22 protein-coding genes are annotated in these 19,839 nt (G+C 59.6%); 1 reads left to right on the top strand and 21 read right to left on the bottom strand.

Features of this window, described 5'->3' with window-relative positions; all coding sequences use genetic code 11:
* Positions 1-35: 35 nt before the first annotated feature.
* From bamB to trmJ, 18 genes are all read right to left on the bottom strand, one after another.
* Positions 36-1,187 carry an outer membrane protein assembly factor BamB gene (gene bamB / locus C5F71_RS18315; RefSeq protein WP_029298534.1) on the bottom strand — a complete coding sequence of 384 codons (1,152 nt, stop codon included), beginning with the start codon at positions 1,185-1,187 and terminating at the stop codon, positions 36-38.
* The gene (locus C5F71_RS18310) at positions 1,180-1,821 is read right to left on the bottom strand and encodes a tetratricopeptide repeat protein (protein ID WP_029298536.1); all 642 of its coding nucleotides are present in this window, start codon (positions 1,819-1,821) and stop codon (positions 1,180-1,182) included. The genes bamB and C5F71_RS18310 overlap by 8 nt, the downstream gene beginning before the upstream one ends.
* Positions 1,822-1,862: 41 nt before the next feature.
* On the bottom strand, positions 1,863-3,152 hold the full coding sequence (hisS, locus tag C5F71_RS18305) for a histidine--tRNA ligase (RefSeq protein WP_104911676.1): 1,290 nt from the start codon (positions 3,150-3,152) through the stop codon (positions 1,863-1,865).
* 23 nt (positions 3,153-3,175) lie between these two features.
* Positions 3,176-4,285, bottom strand: coding sequence for a flavodoxin-dependent (E)-4-hydroxy-3-methylbut-2-enyl-diphosphate synthase (ispG, locus tag C5F71_RS18300; RefSeq protein WP_029298540.1), 1,110 nt, complete (start codon positions 4,283-4,285; stop codon positions 3,176-3,178).
* Positions 4,286-4,287: 2 nt separating this feature from the next.
* Positions 4,288-5,274, bottom strand: coding sequence for a RodZ family helix-turn-helix domain-containing protein (locus C5F71_RS18295; RefSeq protein WP_104911675.1), 987 nt, complete (start codon positions 5,272-5,274; stop codon positions 4,288-4,290).
* A complete protein-coding gene (gene pilW, locus C5F71_RS18290; protein WP_070994738.1) occupies positions 5,274-6,032 on the bottom strand; it encodes a type IV pilus biogenesis/stability protein PilW in 759 nt (252 codons plus the stop codon). The genes C5F71_RS18295 and pilW overlap by 1 nt, the downstream gene beginning before the upstream one ends.
* A 12-nt stretch (positions 6,033-6,044) precedes the next feature.
* Positions 6,045-7,193: a 23S rRNA (adenine(2503)-C(2))-methyltransferase RlmN gene (gene rlmN, locus C5F71_RS18285; RefSeq protein ID WP_029298546.1), complete on the bottom strand. Its 1,149-nt coding sequence runs from the start codon at positions 7,191-7,193 to the stop codon at positions 6,045-6,047.
* A 28-nt stretch (positions 7,194-7,221) separates the two neighbouring features.
* A complete protein-coding gene (ndk, locus tag C5F71_RS18280; RefSeq protein WP_017846179.1) occupies positions 7,222-7,647 on the bottom strand; it encodes a nucleoside-diphosphate kinase in 426 nt (141 codons plus the stop codon).
* An 88-nt stretch (positions 7,648-7,735) separates the two neighbouring features.
* The gene (gene iscX / locus C5F71_RS18275) at positions 7,736-7,936 is read right to left on the bottom strand and encodes a Fe-S cluster assembly protein IscX (protein ID WP_092233830.1); all 201 of its coding nucleotides are present in this window, start codon (positions 7,934-7,936) and stop codon (positions 7,736-7,738) included.
* Positions 7,937-7,950: 14 nt separating this feature from the next.
* Positions 7,951-8,292: an ISC system 2Fe-2S type ferredoxin gene (gene fdx / locus C5F71_RS18270; protein WP_029298551.1), complete on the bottom strand. Its 342-nt coding sequence runs from the start codon at positions 8,290-8,292 to the stop codon at positions 7,951-7,953.
* A gap of 3 nt (positions 8,293-8,295) precedes the next feature.
* The gene (hscA, locus tag C5F71_RS18265) at positions 8,296-10,158 is read right to left on the bottom strand and encodes a Fe-S protein assembly chaperone HscA (protein ID WP_029298553.1); all 1,863 of its coding nucleotides are present in this window, start codon (positions 10,156-10,158) and stop codon (positions 8,296-8,298) included.
* A 51-nt stretch (positions 10,159-10,209) separates the two neighbouring features.
* A complete protein-coding gene (hscB, locus tag C5F71_RS18260; RefSeq protein ID WP_104911674.1) occupies positions 10,210-10,731 on the bottom strand; it encodes a co-chaperone HscB in 522 nt (173 codons plus the stop codon).
* 8 nt (positions 10,732-10,739) lie between these two features.
* Complete coding sequence (gene iscA, locus C5F71_RS18255) at positions 10,740-11,063, bottom strand: iron-sulfur cluster assembly protein IscA (RefSeq protein ID WP_010565230.1); 324 nt, start codon at positions 11,061-11,063, stop codon at positions 10,740-10,742.
* Positions 11,064-11,091: 28 nt separating this feature from the next.
* A complete protein-coding gene (gene iscU / locus C5F71_RS18250) occupies positions 11,092-11,478 on the bottom strand; it encodes a Fe-S cluster assembly scaffold IscU (protein WP_003443374.1) in 387 nt (128 codons plus the stop codon).
* A gap of 99 nt (positions 11,479-11,577) precedes the next feature.
* A complete protein-coding gene (locus C5F71_RS18245) occupies positions 11,578-12,792 on the bottom strand; it encodes an IscS subfamily cysteine desulfurase (RefSeq protein ID WP_070994737.1) in 1,215 nt (404 codons plus the stop codon).
* Positions 12,793-12,842: 50 nt separating this feature from the next.
* Positions 12,843-13,334 carry a Fe-S cluster assembly transcriptional regulator IscR gene (iscR, locus tag C5F71_RS18240; protein ID WP_003210305.1) on the bottom strand — a complete coding sequence of 164 codons (492 nt, stop codon included), beginning with the start codon at positions 13,332-13,334 and terminating at the stop codon, positions 12,843-12,845.
* Positions 13,335-13,638: 304 nt separating this feature from the next.
* The gene (cysE, locus tag C5F71_RS18235; RefSeq protein WP_029298570.1) at positions 13,639-14,421 is read right to left on the bottom strand and encodes a serine O-acetyltransferase; all 783 of its coding nucleotides are present in this window, start codon (positions 14,419-14,421) and stop codon (positions 13,639-13,641) included.
* 2 nt (positions 14,422-14,423) lie between these two features.
* On the bottom strand, positions 14,424-15,194 hold the full coding sequence (gene trmJ, locus C5F71_RS18230; protein WP_104911673.1) for a tRNA (cytosine(32)/uridine(32)-2'-O)-methyltransferase TrmJ: 771 nt from the start codon (positions 15,192-15,194) through the stop codon (positions 14,424-14,426).
* A gap of 145 nt (positions 15,195-15,339) precedes the next feature.
* Between trmJ and suhB the strand changes: the two genes are divergently transcribed.
* A complete protein-coding gene (suhB, locus tag C5F71_RS18225; protein ID WP_003175971.1) occupies positions 15,340-16,155 on the top strand; it encodes an inositol-phosphate phosphatase in 816 nt (271 codons plus the stop codon).
* Positions 16,156-16,359: 204 nt separating this feature from the next.
* Here the strand turns inward: suhB and C5F71_RS18220 are convergent, their stop codons facing one another.
* From C5F71_RS18220 to secD, 3 genes are all read right to left on the bottom strand, one after another.
* Positions 16,360-16,902: a glycine zipper 2TM domain-containing protein gene (locus C5F71_RS18220; protein ID WP_104911672.1), complete on the bottom strand. Its 543-nt coding sequence runs from the start codon at positions 16,900-16,902 to the stop codon at positions 16,360-16,362.
* Positions 16,903-17,025: 123 nt separating this feature from the next.
* On the bottom strand, positions 17,026-17,940 hold the full coding sequence (gene secF, locus C5F71_RS18215) for a protein translocase subunit SecF (RefSeq protein WP_029298578.1): 915 nt from the start codon (positions 17,938-17,940) through the stop codon (positions 17,026-17,028).
* 9 nt (positions 17,941-17,949) lie between these two features.
* Positions 17,950-19,818, bottom strand: a complete 1,869-nt coding sequence (secD, locus tag C5F71_RS18210) for a protein translocase subunit SecD (protein WP_029298580.1) — start codon at positions 19,816-19,818, stop codon at positions 17,950-17,952.
* Positions 19,819-19,839: the final 21 nt, after the last annotated feature.

The raw sequence follows: 19,839 nt of genomic DNA, 5'->3' as shown, positions 1-19,839 counted from the left end.
GTAGGGCCGCCTGGGGGTTACCCCAAGCATAGTTCTTACTTGATGGTCAGGGCTTCCAGCTTGCCGCTGTTACCAAACACATAAAGCATGTTGCCTACCACCAGCGGACGCGCACGCAGGCCGTCGCTGTCGATACGTTCACGGCCGACAAAGCGCCCGTCCACCTGGCTCAGCAGGTGCAGGTAACCTTCCAGGTCGCCTACCGCTACATAGCTGGAGAACACTTCCGGCGCCGACAGTTGACGGCGAGCCAGCGAGTCGTTGCTCCACAGGGCTGTGGTGGAACGCTCGTCGACGCTTTCAACGGTACCGGATGCCAGGCTCACGTAGACGCTGCCAAACCCTTGGGCGACACCGGCGTAGCTGGAGGCATCACGCTGCCAGAGAACACGGCCGCTTTGCAGGTCCAGCGCCGCAACACGGCCCTGGTAAGTGGCGACGTACAGCGTTTCACCCGACAGCAGCAAGCCACCGTCGATGTCCACGACACGGTCCAACTCGGAGCGACCTTGCGGAATAGCGACCCGCGATTCCCAGGCCGGCACGCCGTTCTGGGTATCCAGGGCGACCACTTTACCGGTCGAAAGACCTGCCAGCGCCAGGTTATTGGTCACAACCGGACCACTGGTACCGCGCAATGTCAGCACCGCAGGGGTGCTGTCGTACAGCCAGCGCTGCTCACCGGTGTTGGCGTCAAGGCCGATGACACGGTCATCCTGGGTTTGCACCACGACGATATCGCCATTGGTGGCAGGCGGTGCGAGCACTTCACTGGTCACGCGAGCGCGCCATTTCTCTTCACCGGTGCTCGAATCCAGGGCCACGACTTCGCCTTTCAGCGTGCCGATCATCACCATGCCGTAACCCACGCCAACGGCGCCGGAAACCGGCAGTTCGAGATCTTTCTTCCACTTGACGTCGCCGTTCATGCGGTCCATGGAGATCACGACACCATTCACGTCAGCGGCCACAATGTTGTCACCGTCGATTGCCGGTACCAACATGTTGTAGGTATCACCCTGGCCGTCACCGATGGAGCGGCTCCACTGCTTTTGCAGGACCACTTCTTCCTTGAAGCTGGTCAGCTCGGCCGGAGGCAGTTCTTTTTTGCTGTTGCTGCTGCAACCCGCGGCCAAAACGGCCAGAGCCAGCAATGCTGCATGTTTCCAACGGATCACGTCACGCATCCCCTTTGGCCAAGTCGTCCAGCTTGATTTGTAAGCCACCGACCGCTGCTTCATCAGACAGCGCAGCCTTGGCTTTTTGGTACGCAGCATTGGCTTCGTCGGTACGACCCAATTGGACCAGCAGGTCCCCCTTGAGCTCTTCGCGAGTGGCTACAAATGCCTTGTCAGCATCGCCGTCGAGCAGTTTCAGTGCTTCGTCGGCCTTGTTCTGTGCAGCCAGGACCTGGGCCAGGCGCTGACGTGCGATTTCACCCAGGGTCGGGTTGCTCGGCTTGTCGGCGATGGCTTTGAGTTCGGAGGCTGCGTCATCCAGCTTGCCGGTATCAACCGCGACTTTCGCGACGAACAGGCTGCCGTATTGGGCGTAGGTGCTACCGCCAAATTCGTTTTTCAGCTTGCCGGCCAGGTCCGCCACTTGGGCAGGATCAGGCTTGCCAGTAGGGGTCAGCGTGGTTTCCAGCAGTTGCTGATAGAGCATCGAGGCGCCTTGCGACTGATTGCTCTGATACTTCTGGAACGCCTGCCAACCGAACACCACCACCAGCGCCAACAGGCCGCCAGTTACCAGGGGTTTGCCGTTACGCTGCCACCAGTCTTTGAACTCGGCCAGCTGATCATCTTCAGTACTCGACACCCCAATACTCCTTAATCGCTAAATTCGGCTGTTTGACAGCTTCAACCCTGCACGATGCAGGTGGCCAAGTGCGCGGCAAGCGCATCAAAGGCAATGCTTTGTTGTTCGCCCTGGCCACGCAGGGGTTTGACACTTACTACTTGCTGGGCCAGTTCATCGTCGCCCAGGATCAGCGCGTACAACGCGCCACTCTTGTCGGCTTTCTTGAATTGGCTCTTGAAGCTGCCAGCGCCGGCATTGACCTGCAGGCGCAGGCTCGGCAGTTGGTCGCGCAACTGTTCGCTCAAGGCCAGGCCAGCCAGTTCGGCCGCCTCGCCAAAGGCGCACAGGTACACGTCCACCTGACGGGAAATTTCTTCGGGGATCTGCTCCAGGGTTTCCAGCAGCAGGATCAGCCGCTCGATGCCCATGGCAAAGCCCACGCCCGTGGTCGGCTTGCCGCCCATCTGCTCGACCAGGCCGTCGTAGCGACCACCGGCACACACGGTGCCCTGGGCGCCGAGCTTGTCGGTGACCCACTCGAACACGGTCTTGCTGTAGTAATCGAGGCCGCGCACCAACTTGGGGTTGATCACGTAGGGAATACCGGCCGCATCCAGGCGAGCCTTGAGGCCCTCGAAATGCGTGCGGGATTCATCGTCCAGGTAGTCGGCCATTTTCGGCGCGTCGACCAGCACGGCCTGGGTGTCGGCGTTCTTGGTATCGAGGACGCGCAACGGGTTGGTCTTCAGGCGACGCTGGCTGTCTTCATCGAGCTTGTCCAGGTGGGCCGACAGGTAATCGACCAGGGCTTCGCGGTAGCGGCCACGGGATTCGCTGGTGCCCAGGCTGTTGAGTTCGAGCTTGACCGCGTCGCGAATGCCCAACTGGCCCCACAGACGCCAGGTCAGCACGATCAGCTCGGCATCGATATCCGGGCCATCGAGGTTGAAGACTTCGCAACCGATCTGGTGAAACTGGCGATAACGGCCTTTTTGCGGGCGTTCGTGACGGAACATCGGGCCGATGTACCACAGCTTCTGAGTCTGCCCACCACCGGTGATGCCATGTTCAAGCACGGCGCGCACGCACGCAGCGGTACCTTCCGGACGCAGGGTCAGGGAGTCGCCGTTGCGGTCCTCGAAGGTGTACATCTCTTTTTCGACGATGTCGGTCACTTCACCGATGGAGCGCTTGAACAGCTCGGTGAACTCGACGATTGGCATGCGGATCTGCTTGTAACCGTAGTTATCCAGCAGGCGCGCGACCGTGCTCTCGAAATAGCGCCACAGGGGCGTCTGTTCGGGCAGGATGTCGTTCATGCCACGGATGGCTTGCAGAGACTTGCTCACATCAAATCCTTAAATTCGTTCAATCAGCCGCGAGCGATCAGCGCTGCGTCTGCGGCGACCTTCTCGGCCGCTTTGTCGCGGATCAGCTTTTCGAGCTGATCCACCAGATTGTCATTCGTCAATTTCTGCGACGGCTTGCCGTCGATGTAAATCAGGTTCGGGGTACCGCCGGTCAGGCCCACATGAGCCTCTTTGGCCTCACCTGGCCCGTTGACCACACAACCGATGACCGCGACATCCAGCGGCACCAGCAGGTCTTCCAGGCGTACTTCCAACTCGTTCATGGTTTTCACCACGTCGAAGTTCTGCCGCGAGCAGCTCGGGCAGGCAATAAAATTGATGCCACGGGAGCGTAGATGCAGGGATTTGAGAATGTCGTAGCCGACTTTCACTTCCTCTACCGGGTCCGCCGCCAGGGAGATGCGAATGGTATCGCCAATCCCGTCGGCCAGCAGCATACCGAGACCTACTGCAGATTTCACTGTGCCTGAACGCAAACCGCCGGCTTCAGTGATGCCCAGGTGCAACGGCTGCACGATTTCCTTGGCCAACAGGCGGTAGGCTTCTACGGCCATGAACACGTCAGAAGCCTTTACGCTGACCTTGAAGTCCTGGAAATTCAGGCGTTCAAGGTGCTCGACATGGCGCAGTGCGGACTCGACCAGCGCTGCCGGAGTAGGCTCGCCATATTTCTTTTGCAGGTCTTTTTCCAGGGAACCGGCGTTGACGCCGATACGGATCGGAATCCCGCGATCGCGGGCAGCGTCGACCACGGCACGCACTCGGTCTTCGCGGCCGATGTTGCCCGGGTTGATCCGCAGACAGTCGACGCCCAGTTCGGCTACGCGCAGAGCGATCTTGTAGTCGAAGTGAATATCGGCGACCAACGGCACCTTGACCAGTTGCTTGATGCGACCGAAGGCTTCGGCGGCGTCCATATCCGGCACGGAAACCCGCACGATATCGACGCCCGCAGCCTCCAGGCGGTTGATCTGGGCCACGGTGGCCGCCACATCATTGGTGTCGCTGTTGGTCATGCTCTGTACGGCGATGGGGGCATCGCCACCCACCGGCACGGAGCCAACCCAGATCTTGCGCGATACGCGACGTTTGATTGGAGATTCGCCGTGCATGACTATTGTCCCAACTTCAGGCGAGCGGTCTCGCCACTGGTGAACGGCGCCACGTCCACAGGCTGGCCGTTGTAGGCCACTTGCGCGCCACGGGCAAAGCCCAGACGCAGCGTCAAAGGAGGCTTGCCGACCTGATCAAGCGTATCTCCCTTACGCTTCAAAGCACTGAACAGGACCTTGCCATTGCCATCGGTGACTTGTGTCCAGCAGTCAGCGACGTAGGTAATCTGGAGACGGCCATCGCCGGCCACACTGGCAGGCGCCTGGGCGACAGGGGCGGCTACCGTTGGCGCGACCGGGGTCGGGGCCGGAGCGGCGGGCGCCTGGGCCGCAGTGGCCGGGGCCGGGGTTGCCGGCACGGCTGGAGCCGGCGCAACGGTGGCCGGAGCCGATTCAGTGCCGGCTTCGACGGGCGGTTGAGCCGCTTGCAGGTCAAGGTTGGTTCCAGCTGCGGCCTTGCCCTGGGCCACAGCCTGGTCTTCCGGCTCGTCCAGGGGGTGGATCTGGGTGGTGCCGTCGGCGCTTTCGACTTCGACATGCTCCAGGGCGTTACTGACCAGGTCCTTGCTGCGCAGCGAGGTCTGATCCTGCCACCAGATAAAGCCACCACCGATCACTGCAATCAACAGCAACAGGCTGACAATTCGCAAAATAGTGTGGGAAACGCGCACCGGTTCTTCAATACGACCGAGACCGTGCACGTTGCTGCCCTGGGAGTCGGTACCGGTGAACTGGTCGAATTGCTGGACCAGGATGGCCTGGTCGGTGCCCAACAGCTTGGCGTAGGCACGGATATAACCGCGGGCGAAGGTATGCCCGGGCAGTTTGTCGAACGCGCCGTTTTCCAGGTTGCCCAGGGAAGTGGTGGTCAAATTGAGCTTGAGGGCCACTTCTTCCAGTGACCAACCATTGCTTTCGCGGGCCTGACGCAAGGTCTCGCCTGGGTTAACGCGATTAGCGGCTACAACTTCCGGGTGCGCGGCTTTCATCATTGCTCCGACAGGTATTGCTGATATTCCGGCGTACCGGGATAGAGTCGTTCTAGTTGCTGGCCAAAACGTGCGGCCTTGTCGCGTTCTTCATGAACCGTGGCCAGGCGCACACCGAGCAATAGACTACGTGCATTTTGCCCACTGAGCAGGCTAAAACGCTCGTAATAGTCACGTGCCGGCACATAATGCCTGTCTTCAAACGACAACTGGGCCATTTCAAGCAAGGCCCGTGGCTGGCGTTGGTTCAGGTGCAGGGCTTTTTCCAGTTGCTGGCGGGCTTTTTCCCGCTGGCCAAGGCGCACAGACGTCACCCCAAGGTTCTCGAAAACCCGCGAACGTTCAGGATATAGGGTATCAGTGGCTGCCTGCTGGAAATAACCGGATGCTTGTTCATAACGTTCCTGCTGGAACAGGAAGCTGCCGTAGTTATTGAGCAGGCGCGGATCATGGGGGCGAACCGCCAGAGCCTTCTGGTAATACTGGTCGGCCAACTCGGGCTCGGCCTGGGCCTGGAATACCAGGGCCAGCGCCGCATTGGCGTCGGCATCCTGGTTGTCGAGGGCCAGGGCCTTTTGCAGCGGCACCTTGGCCTGCTCGCTCAACCCCTGGCGCAGGTAACCCAGCCCCAACTGCACATAGGCAGCACGCGCTTCGTCACGGCCCTTGCCGGTTTGCAACGGGCTGTCAGAGCCCGATGAAACACAGCCAACCGAGAGGCTGGCAACAAGCAAAAGCAGCGCAAGGCGCAAGGGCATAGAGATCCTCTCTCAGATTCGATTCACAGCAATTTGCGGCAAATCGTCGGCGGCGTTCAGTTCACGCACGGCGATATAACGCTCGCTGCGACGGGTGCGGTCCAGCACCTGTCCGACCAATTGGCCACAGGCGGCGTCGATGTCTTCACCACGGGTGGTGCGCACAGTCACGTTGTAGCCTGCCTGGTGCAGTTGATCCTGGAAACGGCGGATGGCGTTGTTGCTCGGCCGCTCGTAGCCAGAATGGGGAAACGGGTTGAACGGGATCAGGTTGATCTTGCACGGGGTGTTCTTGAGCAACTCGATCATCTCGACCGCGTGTTCGACCTTGTCGTTGATGTCCTTGAGCATGGTGTACTCAATGGTCAGCACGCGCTTCTCACCCAAGGTCGCCATATAACGCTGGCAAGACTCGAGCAGCATCTTAAGCGGATACTTCTTGTTGATCGGCACCAATTGGTTACGCAATGCGTCATTGGGTGCGTGCAGCGACAACGCCAGGGAGACGTCGATGTGCTTGGCCAGCTCATCGATCATCGGGACCACGCCGGAGGTCGACAGGGTCACACGGCGCTTGGAGATGCCGTAGCCCAGGTCGTCCATCATCAAATGCATGGCCGCAATCACGTTGTCGAAGTTCAGCAGCGGCTCACCCATGCCCATCATCACCACATTGGTGATGGCACGGTCGACGGTTGCCGGGACGCTGCCAAAGGATTTGTTGGCAATCCACACCTGGCCGATGACTTCGGCGGCGGTGAGGTTGCTATTGAAGCCTTGCTTGCCGGTGGAGCAGAAACTGCAGTCCAGGGCACAGCCTGCCTGGGACGAAACGCACAAAGTGCCGCGCTTGCCCTGGGGAATGTAGACGGTCTCGACGCAACTGCCGGACGCCACGCGCACCACCCACTTACGGGTGCCATCGCTGGAGATGTCCTCGCTGACAACCTCGGGACCACGGACCTCGGCAATAGCCTTGAGCTTGTCGCGCAGGGCCTTGCTGACGTTCGTCATGGCGTCGAAATCGTCGACGCCAAAGTGGTGAATCCACTTCATTACCTGACCGGCACGGAAACGCTTCTCCCCGATTGAGTCGAAGAATTTTTCCATTTCCTGTTGAGTCAGCCCCAGCAGGTTGGTTTTTACAGTCGATGTAGTCATGGATTCACCTTCACTCTTAAGCCAATGCTTAGCGAGTGGTTACTTCAGTAGCTGCGAAGAAGTACGAAATTTCGCGAGCAGCAGCGGCTTCGGAGTCCGAACCGTGTACAGCGTTGGCGTCGATGGAGTCAGCGAAGTCAGCACGGATGGTGCCGGCAGCAGCTTCTTTAGGGTTGGTAGCGCCCATCAGCTCACGGTTCAGAGCGATAGCGTTTTCGCCTTCCAGAACCTGTACAACAACAGGACCGGAGATCATGAAGGCAACCAGGTCGCCGAAGAAACCACGAGCGCTGTGCTCAGCGTAGAAGCCTTCAGCTTCAGCCTTAGACAGTTGCTTGAGTTTCGAAGCTACAACCTTCAGGCCGGCTTTTTCGAAACGAGTGGTGATCTCGCCGATGACGTTTTTTGCAACAGCGTCAGGCTTGATGATGGAGAAAGTACGTTGAACAGCCATGGTGTAACTCCAGAAACGGTAATTTGCGAAAAATTAAACCCGCGAATTATACGCGGGTTCTTGGGTATTGCCTAACCTGCGGGGATGATCAGTCTATTTCTTCTATCCAGAGCGCCTGAACTGCTTCCAACACCTTCTCGCCGCAGCGACCGGAGGTGTTGTCGAAATCAGGAAGCTCCATGATCCAGCGCTGCAGGTCGACAAAGTTGACCTTCAGCGGATCAATATCCGGCTTGGTTTCAGCCAACTCTTCAGCAATGCGCTGTACATCATTCCAGCCATAATTCATGACAGCACTACCAGTCAGTGCGGCGCTTCGGCCGCATGGTTGAGGGAATACTTCGGAATTTCGACGGTGAGGTCTTCAGTCCCCACCTTTGCCTGACAGCTCAGGCGCGAAGTCGGTTCCAGGCCCCATGCCCTATCAAGATAGTCCTCTTCCAGCTCATCGGCCTCTTCGAGGCTATTGAAACCTTCGCGGATAATGCAGTGACAGGTGGTGCAGGCATTGACGCCACCACAGGCACTCTCAATCTCGATGTGGTTGTCATGGGCGACTTCGAGAAGGGACTTGCCGGTCTCAGCCTCCACGACCATACCGTCCGGGCAATGCTCGGCGTGTGGCAGAAAAATGACCTGCGGCATCAGTTATTCCTCAATTTCATTCAGGTTGCGTCCCGCCAGGGCGGCTTTCACCGTCTGGTTCATACGACGGGCGGCAAAGGCATCGGTTACTTGTGAAAGGCGCTTGGTCTGTTGTTCGATGGCATAACCATCGGTGCCTTTCATCAATTCGGCCAGTTCCTGCATCTGCAGGTCGATGACCAGGCGTTCTTCAGCATCCAGAAGGCGCTCGCCGTCGGCCTCAAGGGCGCCCTGCACAGCCTCGAGAAGGCGCTGGGCATCGACTTGCTGTTCACGCAGCACACGGGCGACCTTGTCGTCACCGGCATACTGGAACGAATCCTTGAGCATCTTGGCGATTTCGCCGTCGGTCAGGCCGTAGGACGGCTTGACCTGGATACTGGCTTCAACGCCCGAGCCCAACTCACGCGCGGCCACACTGAGCAGGCCATCGGCGTCGACCTGGAAGGTCACGCGAATCTTCGCTGCGCCCGCGACCATCGCCGGGATGCCGCGCAATTCAAAGCGTGCCAGGGAGCGGCAGTCGCTGATCAGCTCGCGCTCGCCTTGCAGCACATGAATCATCATGGCCGTCTGGCCATCTTTATACGTGGTGAAGTCCTGGGCGCGGGCGACGGGAATGGTGGTGTTGCGTGGAATCACCTTCTCCATCAAGCCACCCATGGTTTCCAGGCCCAGGGACAACGGAATTACGTCGAGCAGAAGCAGTTCGCCACCCTCTCGCTTGTTGCCAGCCAGGGTATCGGCCTGGATCGCAGCACCAATGGCCACCACTTGATCCGGATCGATTTCGGTCAGCGGCTGACGACCAAAGGCTTCGGCCACGGCTTCGCGAACCCGTGGCACACGGGTCGAACCGCCAACCATGACCACTGCGCCAACTTCTTCCAGCTCGATACCGGAGTCACGCACGGCGCGACGGCAGGCTTTCAGACTACGGGCAACCATCGGCTCGATCAGCGCATCGAAGGCTTCACGGGTCAGTTGAGCCGACCATGAGCCGTAGGACACCTCAACAGATGCAGCGTCAGTCAGGGCTTCTTTGGCCGCGCAGGCCGTTTGCAGCAGATTGCGCTGGGCGCCCGGATCGAGGTCGGCGGACAAGCCGGCGCTGGTGATGATCCAACCGGCGATGGCGTGGTCGAAATCGTCACCCCCCAGGGCACTGTCGCCACCGGTAGCCAGGACTTCGAAAACACCGCCAGTCAGGCGCAGGATGGAAATATCAAAAGTACCGCCACCCAGGTCGTAAATCGCGACCAGGCCTTCGGCATGCTGGTCCAGGCCATAGGCCACGGCAGCAGCGGTTGGCTCGTTGAGCAGGCGCAAGACATTGAGGCCGGCCAGTTTCGCCGCATCCTTGGTGGCTTGGCGCTGGGCATCATCGAAATATGCCGGAACGGTGATCACCGCCCCTACCAGCTCGCCGCCCAAGGTGGTTTCGGCGCGCTGGCGCAGGACCTTGAGGATATCGGCCGACACTTCCACCGGGCTTTTCGGGCCTTGGATGGTGTCGATAAACGGCATATGGGATTCACCGCCGACAAAGCGGTACGGCAGTTGATCGCCCAATTGCTTGACGTCGGACAACCCACGACCCATCAAGCGCTTGACCGACAACACCGTGTTCAACGGATCGGTAGAGGCCGCGAGCCTGGCCGACTCGCCCACTTCGGTGCGGTCAGCGTGATAGCGCACGGCGGACGGCAGGATCACTTGGCCATCAGCATCGGGCAGCGGCTCGGAGAGACCGCTGCGCAGTGCGGCGACCAGTGAATTGGTAGTACCCAAGTCGATGCCAACCGCCAGGCGACGCTGGTGCGGTTGAGGACTTTGGCCGGGTTCGGCGATCTGCAGTAGAGCCATGGTAATCAGGTCTTATCTGTCTATCAGGCGTGCAATCTGTGCAGCACTGGGTTAATCGTCGAGGCGCTCTTCTAACTGGCGCACTTCGTAAGTGAGCTTCTCGAGGAACTGCATGCGCCGCATCAGGCGTTCGGCCTGTTCACGCTGCGCTGCATCATCCCAACAAGCTGCGAAGCTTTCGTTGAGCTCATCCTGGGCCACTTTCAGACGGCGCTTGAAGACCGCGACGCCAGCCAGATCGGCCTCGTCCTGCAAGTCTTCGAGCTCCTCGCGCCACTGCATCTGCTGCATCAGGAAATCAGGGTCATGGACCGTAACTTCCAGCGGCAACTCGCGACCGCCCATGGCGAGCAGGTAACGCGCGCGCTTGGGAGGGCTTTTGAGCGTCTGATAGGCTTCGTTGAGGCTGGCTGACTGCTCCAGCGCCAGGCGTTGCTCACGCTCGGAAGCGTCGGCAAAGCGGTCCGGATGCACCCCACGCGCCAATTCACGGTAGCGCGTGGCAAGCTGTTCGAGGTCCAGGCGAAAACTCGGCTGCAGCTCGAATAAAGCGAAATGACAAGGAGTACCCACAAATAGCCTCAGATGTTGAAGCTTTCGCCGCAGCCACATTCACCGCGCACGTTGGGGTTGTTGAACTTGAAGCCTTCGTTCAACCCTTCCTTGACGAAATCGAGCTCGGTGCCGTCCAGGTAGGTCAGGCTTTTAGGGTCGATGATCACTTTCTCGCCGTGACTTTCGAACACCTGGTCTTCCGCAACCACCTCGTCGACGAACTCCAGCACATAGGCAAGGCCGGAACAGCCCGTGGTGCGCACACCCAGACGAATCCCCTCACCTTTACCGCGCCCATCCAGGGAGCGTCGCACGTGCCGCGCAGCCGCTTCTGTCATGCTGATAGCCATCGTTGACTCCTTACTCGTCGCCAAATGCTTAGATCAAGCCTTTCTTCTGCTTGTAGTCGCGAACGGCCGCCTTGATGGCGTCTTCTGCGAGTACCGAGCAGTGAATTTTCACTGGCGGCAGGGCCAGTTCTTCGGCCAGCTGAGTGTTCTTGATGGTCTCTGCTTCATCCAGAGTCTTGCCTTTCATCCACTCGGTCGCCAGGGAGCTGGAGGCGATGGCCGAACCGCAGCCGTAGGTCTTGAACTTGGCATCTTCGATGATGCCCTGCTCGTTGACCTTGATCTGCAGGCGCATGACGTCGCCGCACGCCGGAGCGCCGACCATGCCGGTGCCGACATCAGGATCTTCCGCGTCCATCTTGCCGACGTTGCGCGGGTTTTCGTAGTGGTCGATGACCTTTTCGCTGTAAGCCATGGTACTCAATCCTCACTCATCAGGGCCGCTCTGGAACCCTGTAGAAACGCCTGCGTTTTCCGCCACGTTCCTACAGAGCTTGGGTGGCGGCTTCTATATTTAGTGTGCCGCCCACTCGATCTTGGAAATATCGACACCGTCTTTGAACATGTCCCACAGCGGCGACAGGGTGCGCAGCTTGGTGACCGCTTCGCAGACTTTCTGCGCCGCGTAGTCAACTTCTTCTTCGGTGGTGAAACGGCCGAACGTAAAGCGGATGGAACTGTGCGCCAACTCGTCGTTGCGGCCCAGGGCGCGCAGGACATAGGACGGCTCAAGGGAGGCCGAGGTGCAGGCCGAACCGGACGAAACCGCCAGGTCCTTGAGCGCCATGATCAGCGACTCGCCTTCAACGTAGTTGAAGCTCAAATTCAGGTTGTGCGGTACGCGGGCGGTCATGCTGCCGTTGATGTACAGCTCTTCAAGGTTCTCGACCTGCTTGTAGAAGCGATCGCTGAGGGCCTTGATGCGCACGTTTTCGGCAGCCATGTCTTCCTTGGCTACGCGGAAGGCTTCGCCCATGCCCACGATCTGGTGGGTCGCCAGGGTGCCCGAACGCATGCCGCGCTCGTGACCGCCGCCGTGCATGGTGGCTTCGATGCGCACACGTGGCTTGCGGCTCACGTACAGCGCGCCAATGCCTTTGGGGCCGTAGGTCTTGTGGGCCGAGAACGACATCAGGTCGACTTTCAGCTTGGACAGGTCGATGTCGACCTTGCCGGTGGACTGGGCAGCATCGACATGCAGCAACACGCCCTTGGAGCGGGTCAGCTCACCAATGGCGGCGATGTCGTTGATGGTGCCGATTTCGTTGTTTACATGGATCACGGAAACCAGAATGGTGTCTTCACGCATCGCGGCTTCGATCATCGCCGGGGTGACGATACCGTCAGTGGTCGGCTCAAGGTAGGTAACCTCGAAACCTTCACGCTCCAGTTGGCGCATGGTGTCGAGGACGGCCTTGTGCTCGATCTTGGTGGTGATCAGGTGCTTGCCCTTGGTCGCATAGAAATGCGCGGCGCCCTTGATTGCCAGGTTGTCGGACTCGGTGGCACCGGAAGTCCAGACGATTTCACGCGGGTCGGCATTGACCAGGTCTGCGACCTGGCGACGAGCGTTCTCCACCGCTTCCTCGGCCTTCCAGCCAAAAACGTGGGAGCGAGAGGCCGGGTTGCCGAAGTTTCCGTCAACCAGCAGGCACTCGCTCATCTTTTGCGCGACACGCGGATCAACCGGGGTGGTCGCTGAGTAATCAAGGTAAATCGGCAATTTCATGGACTTTCTCCTAAATCAGGCTGGCTGGCGTGCCGTTAGCTCTGCGGCTGTCACTCGACGGCGGACGCTTCAATCTTGTCCAGGCGCGGCGCCTTGGTGTTGCATCGGCGCTGGTCCTGACGCTGGGCTACTTCCTGCACCTCACGGCGAGTCACAAGATCAGCCAAGCTGATACCACTCAAAAACTCATGGATCTGCAGGCTCAGGTCACACCACAAGTGGTGCGTCAGGCAGGTGTCGCCGGCATGGCAATCACCCAGGCCCTGGCACTTGGTGGCATCGACGGATTCATTCACCGCGTCGATCACCTGGGCAACCTGGATGCCCTGCATGTCGCGGGACAACTGATAACCGCCGCCCGGGCCGCGCACACTGGAAACCAGGTTACTGCGGCGCAACTTGGCGAACAGTTGCTCAAGGTAAGACAGGGAAATGCCTTGGCGCTCGGAGATATCGGCCAGGGACACCGGCCCGTTTTGCGCGTGCAGGGCCAGGTCAAGCATGGCGGTCACCGCGTAACGGCCTTTTGTAGTCAGTCTCATGGACAAGTACCAAGGTGTTTCAGAATGGGAGCAAGTATGCGATTCCCGAGTATTTAAGTCAACTATAAGACCTAGTACTTTAGTCAGGAATACCCGTAAAAAGGGCGCGCGAATTGTAGCAGGACGGGGTGGGATCGAACAGCGGCAGCGGACAACCTGCATTGCCAGGCACGCGGCAGATCAATTGTGGTAGCTGGCTTGTTCGCGCAGGCGGTGGGTCAGCCATTCGTTTAGGCGACTGAGACACCGCCTTCGCGGGCAAGCCCGCTCCCACAAGGGGGGGGCTTGCGATGATCGCGAGGACTCAGCCGGCCTTGGTGGCGGCTTCGTCCTTTATTTCGGCGAAGTCTTCTTCGCGCAACTCAGGCAGATCCTTCGCACAGTAGGGACTGCCCAGATCCTTCAGCGCGCCGCACATGCCGTCCAACTTGCCGTCTACCGCCTGCAGATGGTCGAGCAACTGGCCAATGGCGCGCGCCACCGGGTCCGGCATGTCTTCGCTGACGCCGTAGGCATCGAAGCCGATTTTCTCGGCCATGGCCTTGCGTTTGGCCTCCTGCTCATCGCCGACTTCCGGTTTGACGATGATCCGCCCGGGAATCCCTACCACGGTGGCGCCTGGCGGCACCGCCTTGGTGACTACGGCATTGGAGCCGACCTTGGCCCCGGCACCAACGGTAAACGGCCCCAGGACCTTGGCCCCCGCCCCGACCACCACGCCATTTTCAAGGGTCGGGTGACGCTTGCCCTTATTCCAGGTGGTGCCTCCCAGAGTCACGCCCTGGTACAGGGTCACATCGTCACCAATCTCGGCGGTTTCACCAATAACGATGCCCATGCCATGGTCGATAAAGAAGCGACGACCCACCTTGGCCCCCGGATGAATCTCGATCCCGGTCAGCCAGCGACCGAAGTTCGACACCAGCCGCGCCAGCCACTTCCAGCCCATACCCCACAAGGCACCGGACAGACGGTGAATCCAGATCGCATGCATCCCGGGGTAGCAGGTCAACACTTCAAAGGCGTTGCGCGCCGCCGGGTCACGGTGGAAAACACTCTGGATATCTTCTCGCAAACGCTCGAACATTTTTAATCCTTCCGCTTAAGAAGCTCGCCACGGGCCGCTTTCTGGGTTTCCGTGAGGATGCCACGCAATATATTCATTTCTGCCCGGCTGACCGAGCTGCGTCCGTAAAGCCTGCGCAGGCGCGCCATCAAGTGCCGTGGTTTTTCCGGATCGAGGAATTCGATGGCCACCAGGGTTTGCTCCAGGTGCTCATAGAACCGCTCCAGCTCATCCATGGTGGCCAACTCGCCACTTTTGGTGGATGCAACCTCGTCCTTCTCCATCTTGCTCGGCTGGCCTTGTGCCGCCAACCAGGCCATTCGCACTTCATAACTCAACACTTGCACAGCGGCCCCGAGGTTCAGAGAACTGAATTCAGGGTCTGATGGGATGTGCACGTGAAAATGACATCGCTGCAACTCGTCATTGGTCAGGCCGGAGTCTTCACGACCAAATACCAAGGCGATTTCGGCGCCGCCGGCCGCCTCTTCGACCACTTTGGCCCCGCATTCGCGAGGATCGAGCAGCGGCCAGGGAATGCGGCGGTCGCGGGCGCTGGTGCCGAGCACCAGATTACAACCGACCAGAGCATCTTCCAGGCTGGCGACGACCTGGGCTTTTTCCAGGATGTCATTGGCGCCGGAGGCGCGAGCGTCGGCCTCATGGTGTGGGAACACACGCGGCTCCACCAGCACCAGGCGCGTCAGCCCCATGTTCTTCATAGCCCGCGCCACCCCGCCGATATTGCCGGGGTGACTGGTATTGACGAGGACGACACTAATGTTTTGCAGCAAGGGAGGCGCTCTCGGACACGGGAAAGGGGAGCAAATCTTACAGAACAGCCTAAGGTTATGCCATGAAAGCGAACGTCGTCCTTCACCTGAAGAAAGTTTCTGCTAGAATGCTCGGCTTTCTTTAACAACCTTAGGTGACACATCCATGCAGCCCATGCTGAATATCGCGCTGCGCGCCGCCCGCAGCGCCAGTGAATTGATCTTCCGCTCCATCGAGCGCCTGGATACCATCAAGGTCGACGAAAAAGACGCCAAGGATTATGTATCCGAGGTGGATCGCGCCGCCGAACAGAAAATCATCGACGCCCTGCGCAAGGCCTACCCTACCCACGGCATCCTCGGCGAAGAAACCGGCCTGCACAAAGGCAGCGGCGAAGGCGAAGACTACCTGTGGATCATCGACCCACTGGATGGCACCACCAACTTCCTGCGCGGCATCCCGCACTTTGCCGTGAGCATTGCCTGCAAATACCGTGGCCGCCTGGAACACGCCGTCGTACTCGACCCGGTTCGCCAGGAAGAATTCACCGCCAGCCGTGGCCGTGGCGCCCAGCTGAACGGTCGCCGCCTGCGCGTCAGCGGTCGCACCAGCCTGGACGGCGCCCTGCTGGGCACCGGCTTCCCGTTCCGTGATGACCAGATGGACAACCTGGAAAACTACCTGGGCATGTTCCGCGCCCTGGTTGGCCAGACCGCCGGCATCCGCCGCGCCGGTGCAGCCAGCCTGGACCTGGCCTACGTGGCCGCCGGTCGTTTTGATGCGTTCTGGGAGTCAGGCCTGTCCGAGTGGGACATGGCTGCAGGCGCCCTGCTGATTCAAGAAGCCGGCGGCCTGGTGAGCGACTTCACCGGCGGCCACGACTTCCTGGAGAAGGGTCACGTGGTTGCAGGCAACACCAAATGCTTCAAGGCAGTACTGACGGCGATCCAGCCGCACCTGCCGGCTTCGCTGAAGCGTTAAGCGAGCGAGCACAAAAAAGCACCCCGAGGGGTGCTTTTTTTATGCCTGGGATTTGGCCGGAACCAGCTCCTACCAATTTGGGCAATGCCCAATGTGGGAGCTGGCTTGCCTGCGATAGCGCTCTGCCAGCTAGCTTACCGGTACAGACCCACCGCTTTCGCGAGCCAGCCCGCTCCCACATTTTGAACTTCGCCAGACTTGGTATTACTGCTGATTCTGGCCGAGGACCAGGCGACCCTCTTTATCCACAGGGATCTGGCTACCAGGATCACGCTCCATACGCACCGATCCTTCCTTGCCATCCAGGTTGTAACGCACGTCATACCCGACAACCTTGTCACTGATGTCGTTGACGGTGTTACAGCGCGTCTGGGTGGTGGTGTAGGTATCACGGTTCTGCATGCCTTCCTGAACCTTGTTACCGGCATAACCACCACCCACTGCGCCGGCTACGGTGGCAATCTTCTTGCCAGTACCGCCGCCGATCTGGTTACCCAGCAGGCCGCCGGCCAGGGCGCCAACCACGGTACCGGCGATTTGATGCTGATCCTGCACCGGACGTTGCCGGGTCACGGTGACGTCCTTGCAGACTTCACGAGGGGTTTTGATCTGGGTCTTGACCGGCTGCACCGCCAGCACTTGCGCATACTCAGGGCCGCTTTTTACCAGGCTGTAGGTGGCAACAGCACCCCCGGCAGTCACACCGACAGCACCCAATACCGCACCAACCAGTAACGACTTGTTCACGTGAACCTCCTGACCATCACAAGCGGACTGAAACGTCCGCGCTATACCCAGCCTTGGAGCAAAAAAAAAGGCGCGAGTTCAATACTCACGCCTTCTTTGTAACAGCAGATCAACAAACACCCATCAAGGGCGGTCGTCGACCTCCTTGTCTGTCGCAACAGGAGGAATCAAGTCCTCGCTGTTGAGGTTCAGCCAGATCAGCACCACGTTGGCGATGTAGATCGACGAGTAGGTGCCCGCCAGTACGCCGATAAACAGCGCCAGGGAGAAGCCCCACAGGTTGTCGCCACCGAAGATCATCAATGCGGCAATCGCCAGCAAGGTGGAGATCGACGTCGCCATGGTGCGCAACAGGGTCTGGGTGGTGGAGATGTTGATGTTCTCGATCAACGTCGCCTTGCGCAGTACCCGGAAGTTCTCGCGAACCCGGTCGAATACCACGATGGTGTCGTTGAGGGAGTAACCAATGATCGCCAGCACCGCCGCCAATACTGTCAGGTCGAAGGTGATCTGGAAGTACGCCAGGATACCCACGGTCACGATCACGTCGTGGATCAGCGAGACAATGGCACCAACCCCGAACTTCCACTGAAAGCGGAAGGCCAGGTAGATCATGATGCCGGCCAGCGCCATCAGCATGCCGAGGCCGCCTTGGTCGCGCAGTTCTTCACCCACCTGCGGGCCGACGAACTCGACGCGCTTGACCGACGCCGGGTTGTCGCCGCCGACCTTGAGCAAGGCCTCCGCTACCTGGTGACCCAGTTGCGGGTCTTCGCCAGGCATACGCACCAGCAGGTCGGTGGTCGCGCCAAAACTCTGCACGATGGCCTCGTGATAACCGGCCTCGTTCAGTTGGGTACGCACCTTGGTTACGTCGGCCGGCTTCTCGTAGGTCAGCTCGATGAGCGTACCGCCGGTGAAGTCCAGACCGTAGTTCAGGCCCTTATGGAACCAGCTGAACAACGCCAGGACGGTAAGGAGCACAGTGACGCCGAACGCAACGTTGCGAACGCCCATGAAGTTGATTGTACGTAACATGGCAGCCCCTTAAATCCACAACTTCTTGAAGTCACGCCCGCCAAAGATCAGGTTGACCATTGCGCGGGTCACCATGATGGCCGTGAACATCGAGGTAAAGATACCGAGGGACATGGTCACCGCAAAGCCCTTGACCGGACCGGTGCCCATGGCAAAGAGAATCCCGCCAACCAGCAACGTGGTCAGGTTGGAGTCGAGAATTGCCGTGAATGCCCGGCCGAAACCTTCGTTGATTGCCCGTTGCACGCTCATGCCCGCCGCGATCTCTTCACGAATCCGCGAGAAGATCAGCACGTTGGCGTCCACCGCCATACCCATGGTGAGTACGATACCGGCGATACCCGGCAGGGTCAGTGTAGCCCCCAGCAGCGACATCAAGGCCAGCAGCATGACCATGTTGCCCGCCAGCGCGACGGTGGCGATGACGCCAAAGAAGCGATAGATGGCGATGATGAACAGGGACACGAACAACATGCCCCACAGCGACGCATCGACACCCTTGGTGATGTTGTCGGCACCCAGGCTTGGACCGATGGTGCGCTCTTCAGCGAAGTACATCGGCGCAGCCAGGCCACCAGCACGCAGCAGCAGGGCCAACTCGGACGATTCGCCTTGGCCGTTCAGGCCAGTGATGCGGAATTGAGCACCCAGTGGCGACTGGATGGTCGCCAGGCTGATGATCTTCTTCTCTTCCTTGAAGGTCTGCACCGCGACGTCTTTTTCGACGCCATTGACCATTTGCTTGACGTAAGTGGTTACCGGACGCTGCTCGATGAAGATCACCGCCATGCTGCGACCGACGTTGCTGCGGGTTGCGCGGCTCATCAGTTCGCCACCATGACCATCCAGGCGGATGTTCACTTCAGGCGTGCCATGCTCACCGAAACCGGCCTTGGCGTCTGTCACCTGGTCGCCCGTGATGATCAGGCTACGCTCGATCTGCGCTGGAGGACGGTTGCCTTCACGGAACTCGAAAGTCTCGGAGGTGGCCTTGGAAGCACCCGGCTCGGCGGCCAGGCGGAATTCAAGGTTGGCAGTCTTGCCCAGGATCCGCTTGGCTTCAGCAGTATCCTGCACACCCGGCAGTTCGACCACGATGCGGTTGGCACCCTGGCGCTGAACCAGAGGCTCGGCCACACCCAGCTCGTTGACGCGGTTACGGACCGTGGTCAAGTTCTGCTTGATGGAGTATTCACGGATTTCCGCCAGCTTGGCCGGGGTCATCGCCAGACGCAGCACCGGCTGACCATTGAGGTCGGCGGGCACAATGTCGAAATCGTTGAAGCTCTTGCGAATCAGGGCGCGCGCCTGTTCACGGATAGCTTCGTCAGCAAAGCCCAGCTGGATGGCACCGTTGAGTTGCGGCAGGCTGCGATAACGCAGGCGCTCTTTGCGCAGCAGGCTCTTCACATCGCCTTCGTAGACTTTCATGCGTGCGTCGAGGGCTTTGTCCATGTCCACTTCCAACAGGAAGTGCACACCACCGGACAAGTCCAGGCCCAGTTTCATCGGGTGTGCGCCGATGCTCCGCAGCCATTTCGGCGTGGTCTGTGCCAGGTTAAGCGCGACTACGTAGTCATCACCCATCACCTTGCGCACGACATCCTTGGCCGGCAATTGGTCTTCCTGCTTGGTCAGGCGCAACAAGCCGCCCTTCGCATCAGCTGCCAATGTTGCCGCCTTGACCTGGATTCCCGCGTCAGTGAGCGCTTTGCTCGCGCGGTCCAGATCAGCCTGATTGACCTGCAGCGAAGTGCTGGCGCCAGTGATCTGGATCGCAGGGTCATCAGGATAGAGATTGGGAGCGGAATAAATAAAACCGATCGCCAGCACCGCCAGGATCAGTACGTATTTCCACAGAGGGTATTTGTTCAGCATCACGCCGCCCGCTTATGACGC

The sequence above is a fragment of the Pseudomonas sp. LG1D9 genome, from assembly GCF_002949995.1.
GTDB classification, from domain to species: Bacteria; Pseudomonadota; Gammaproteobacteria; order Pseudomonadales; family Pseudomonadaceae; genus Aquipseudomonas; species Aquipseudomonas proteolytica.
The sequence above is the reverse complement of the archived record's forward strand: the minus strand, read 5'-3'. Positions and strand labels throughout refer to the sequence as shown.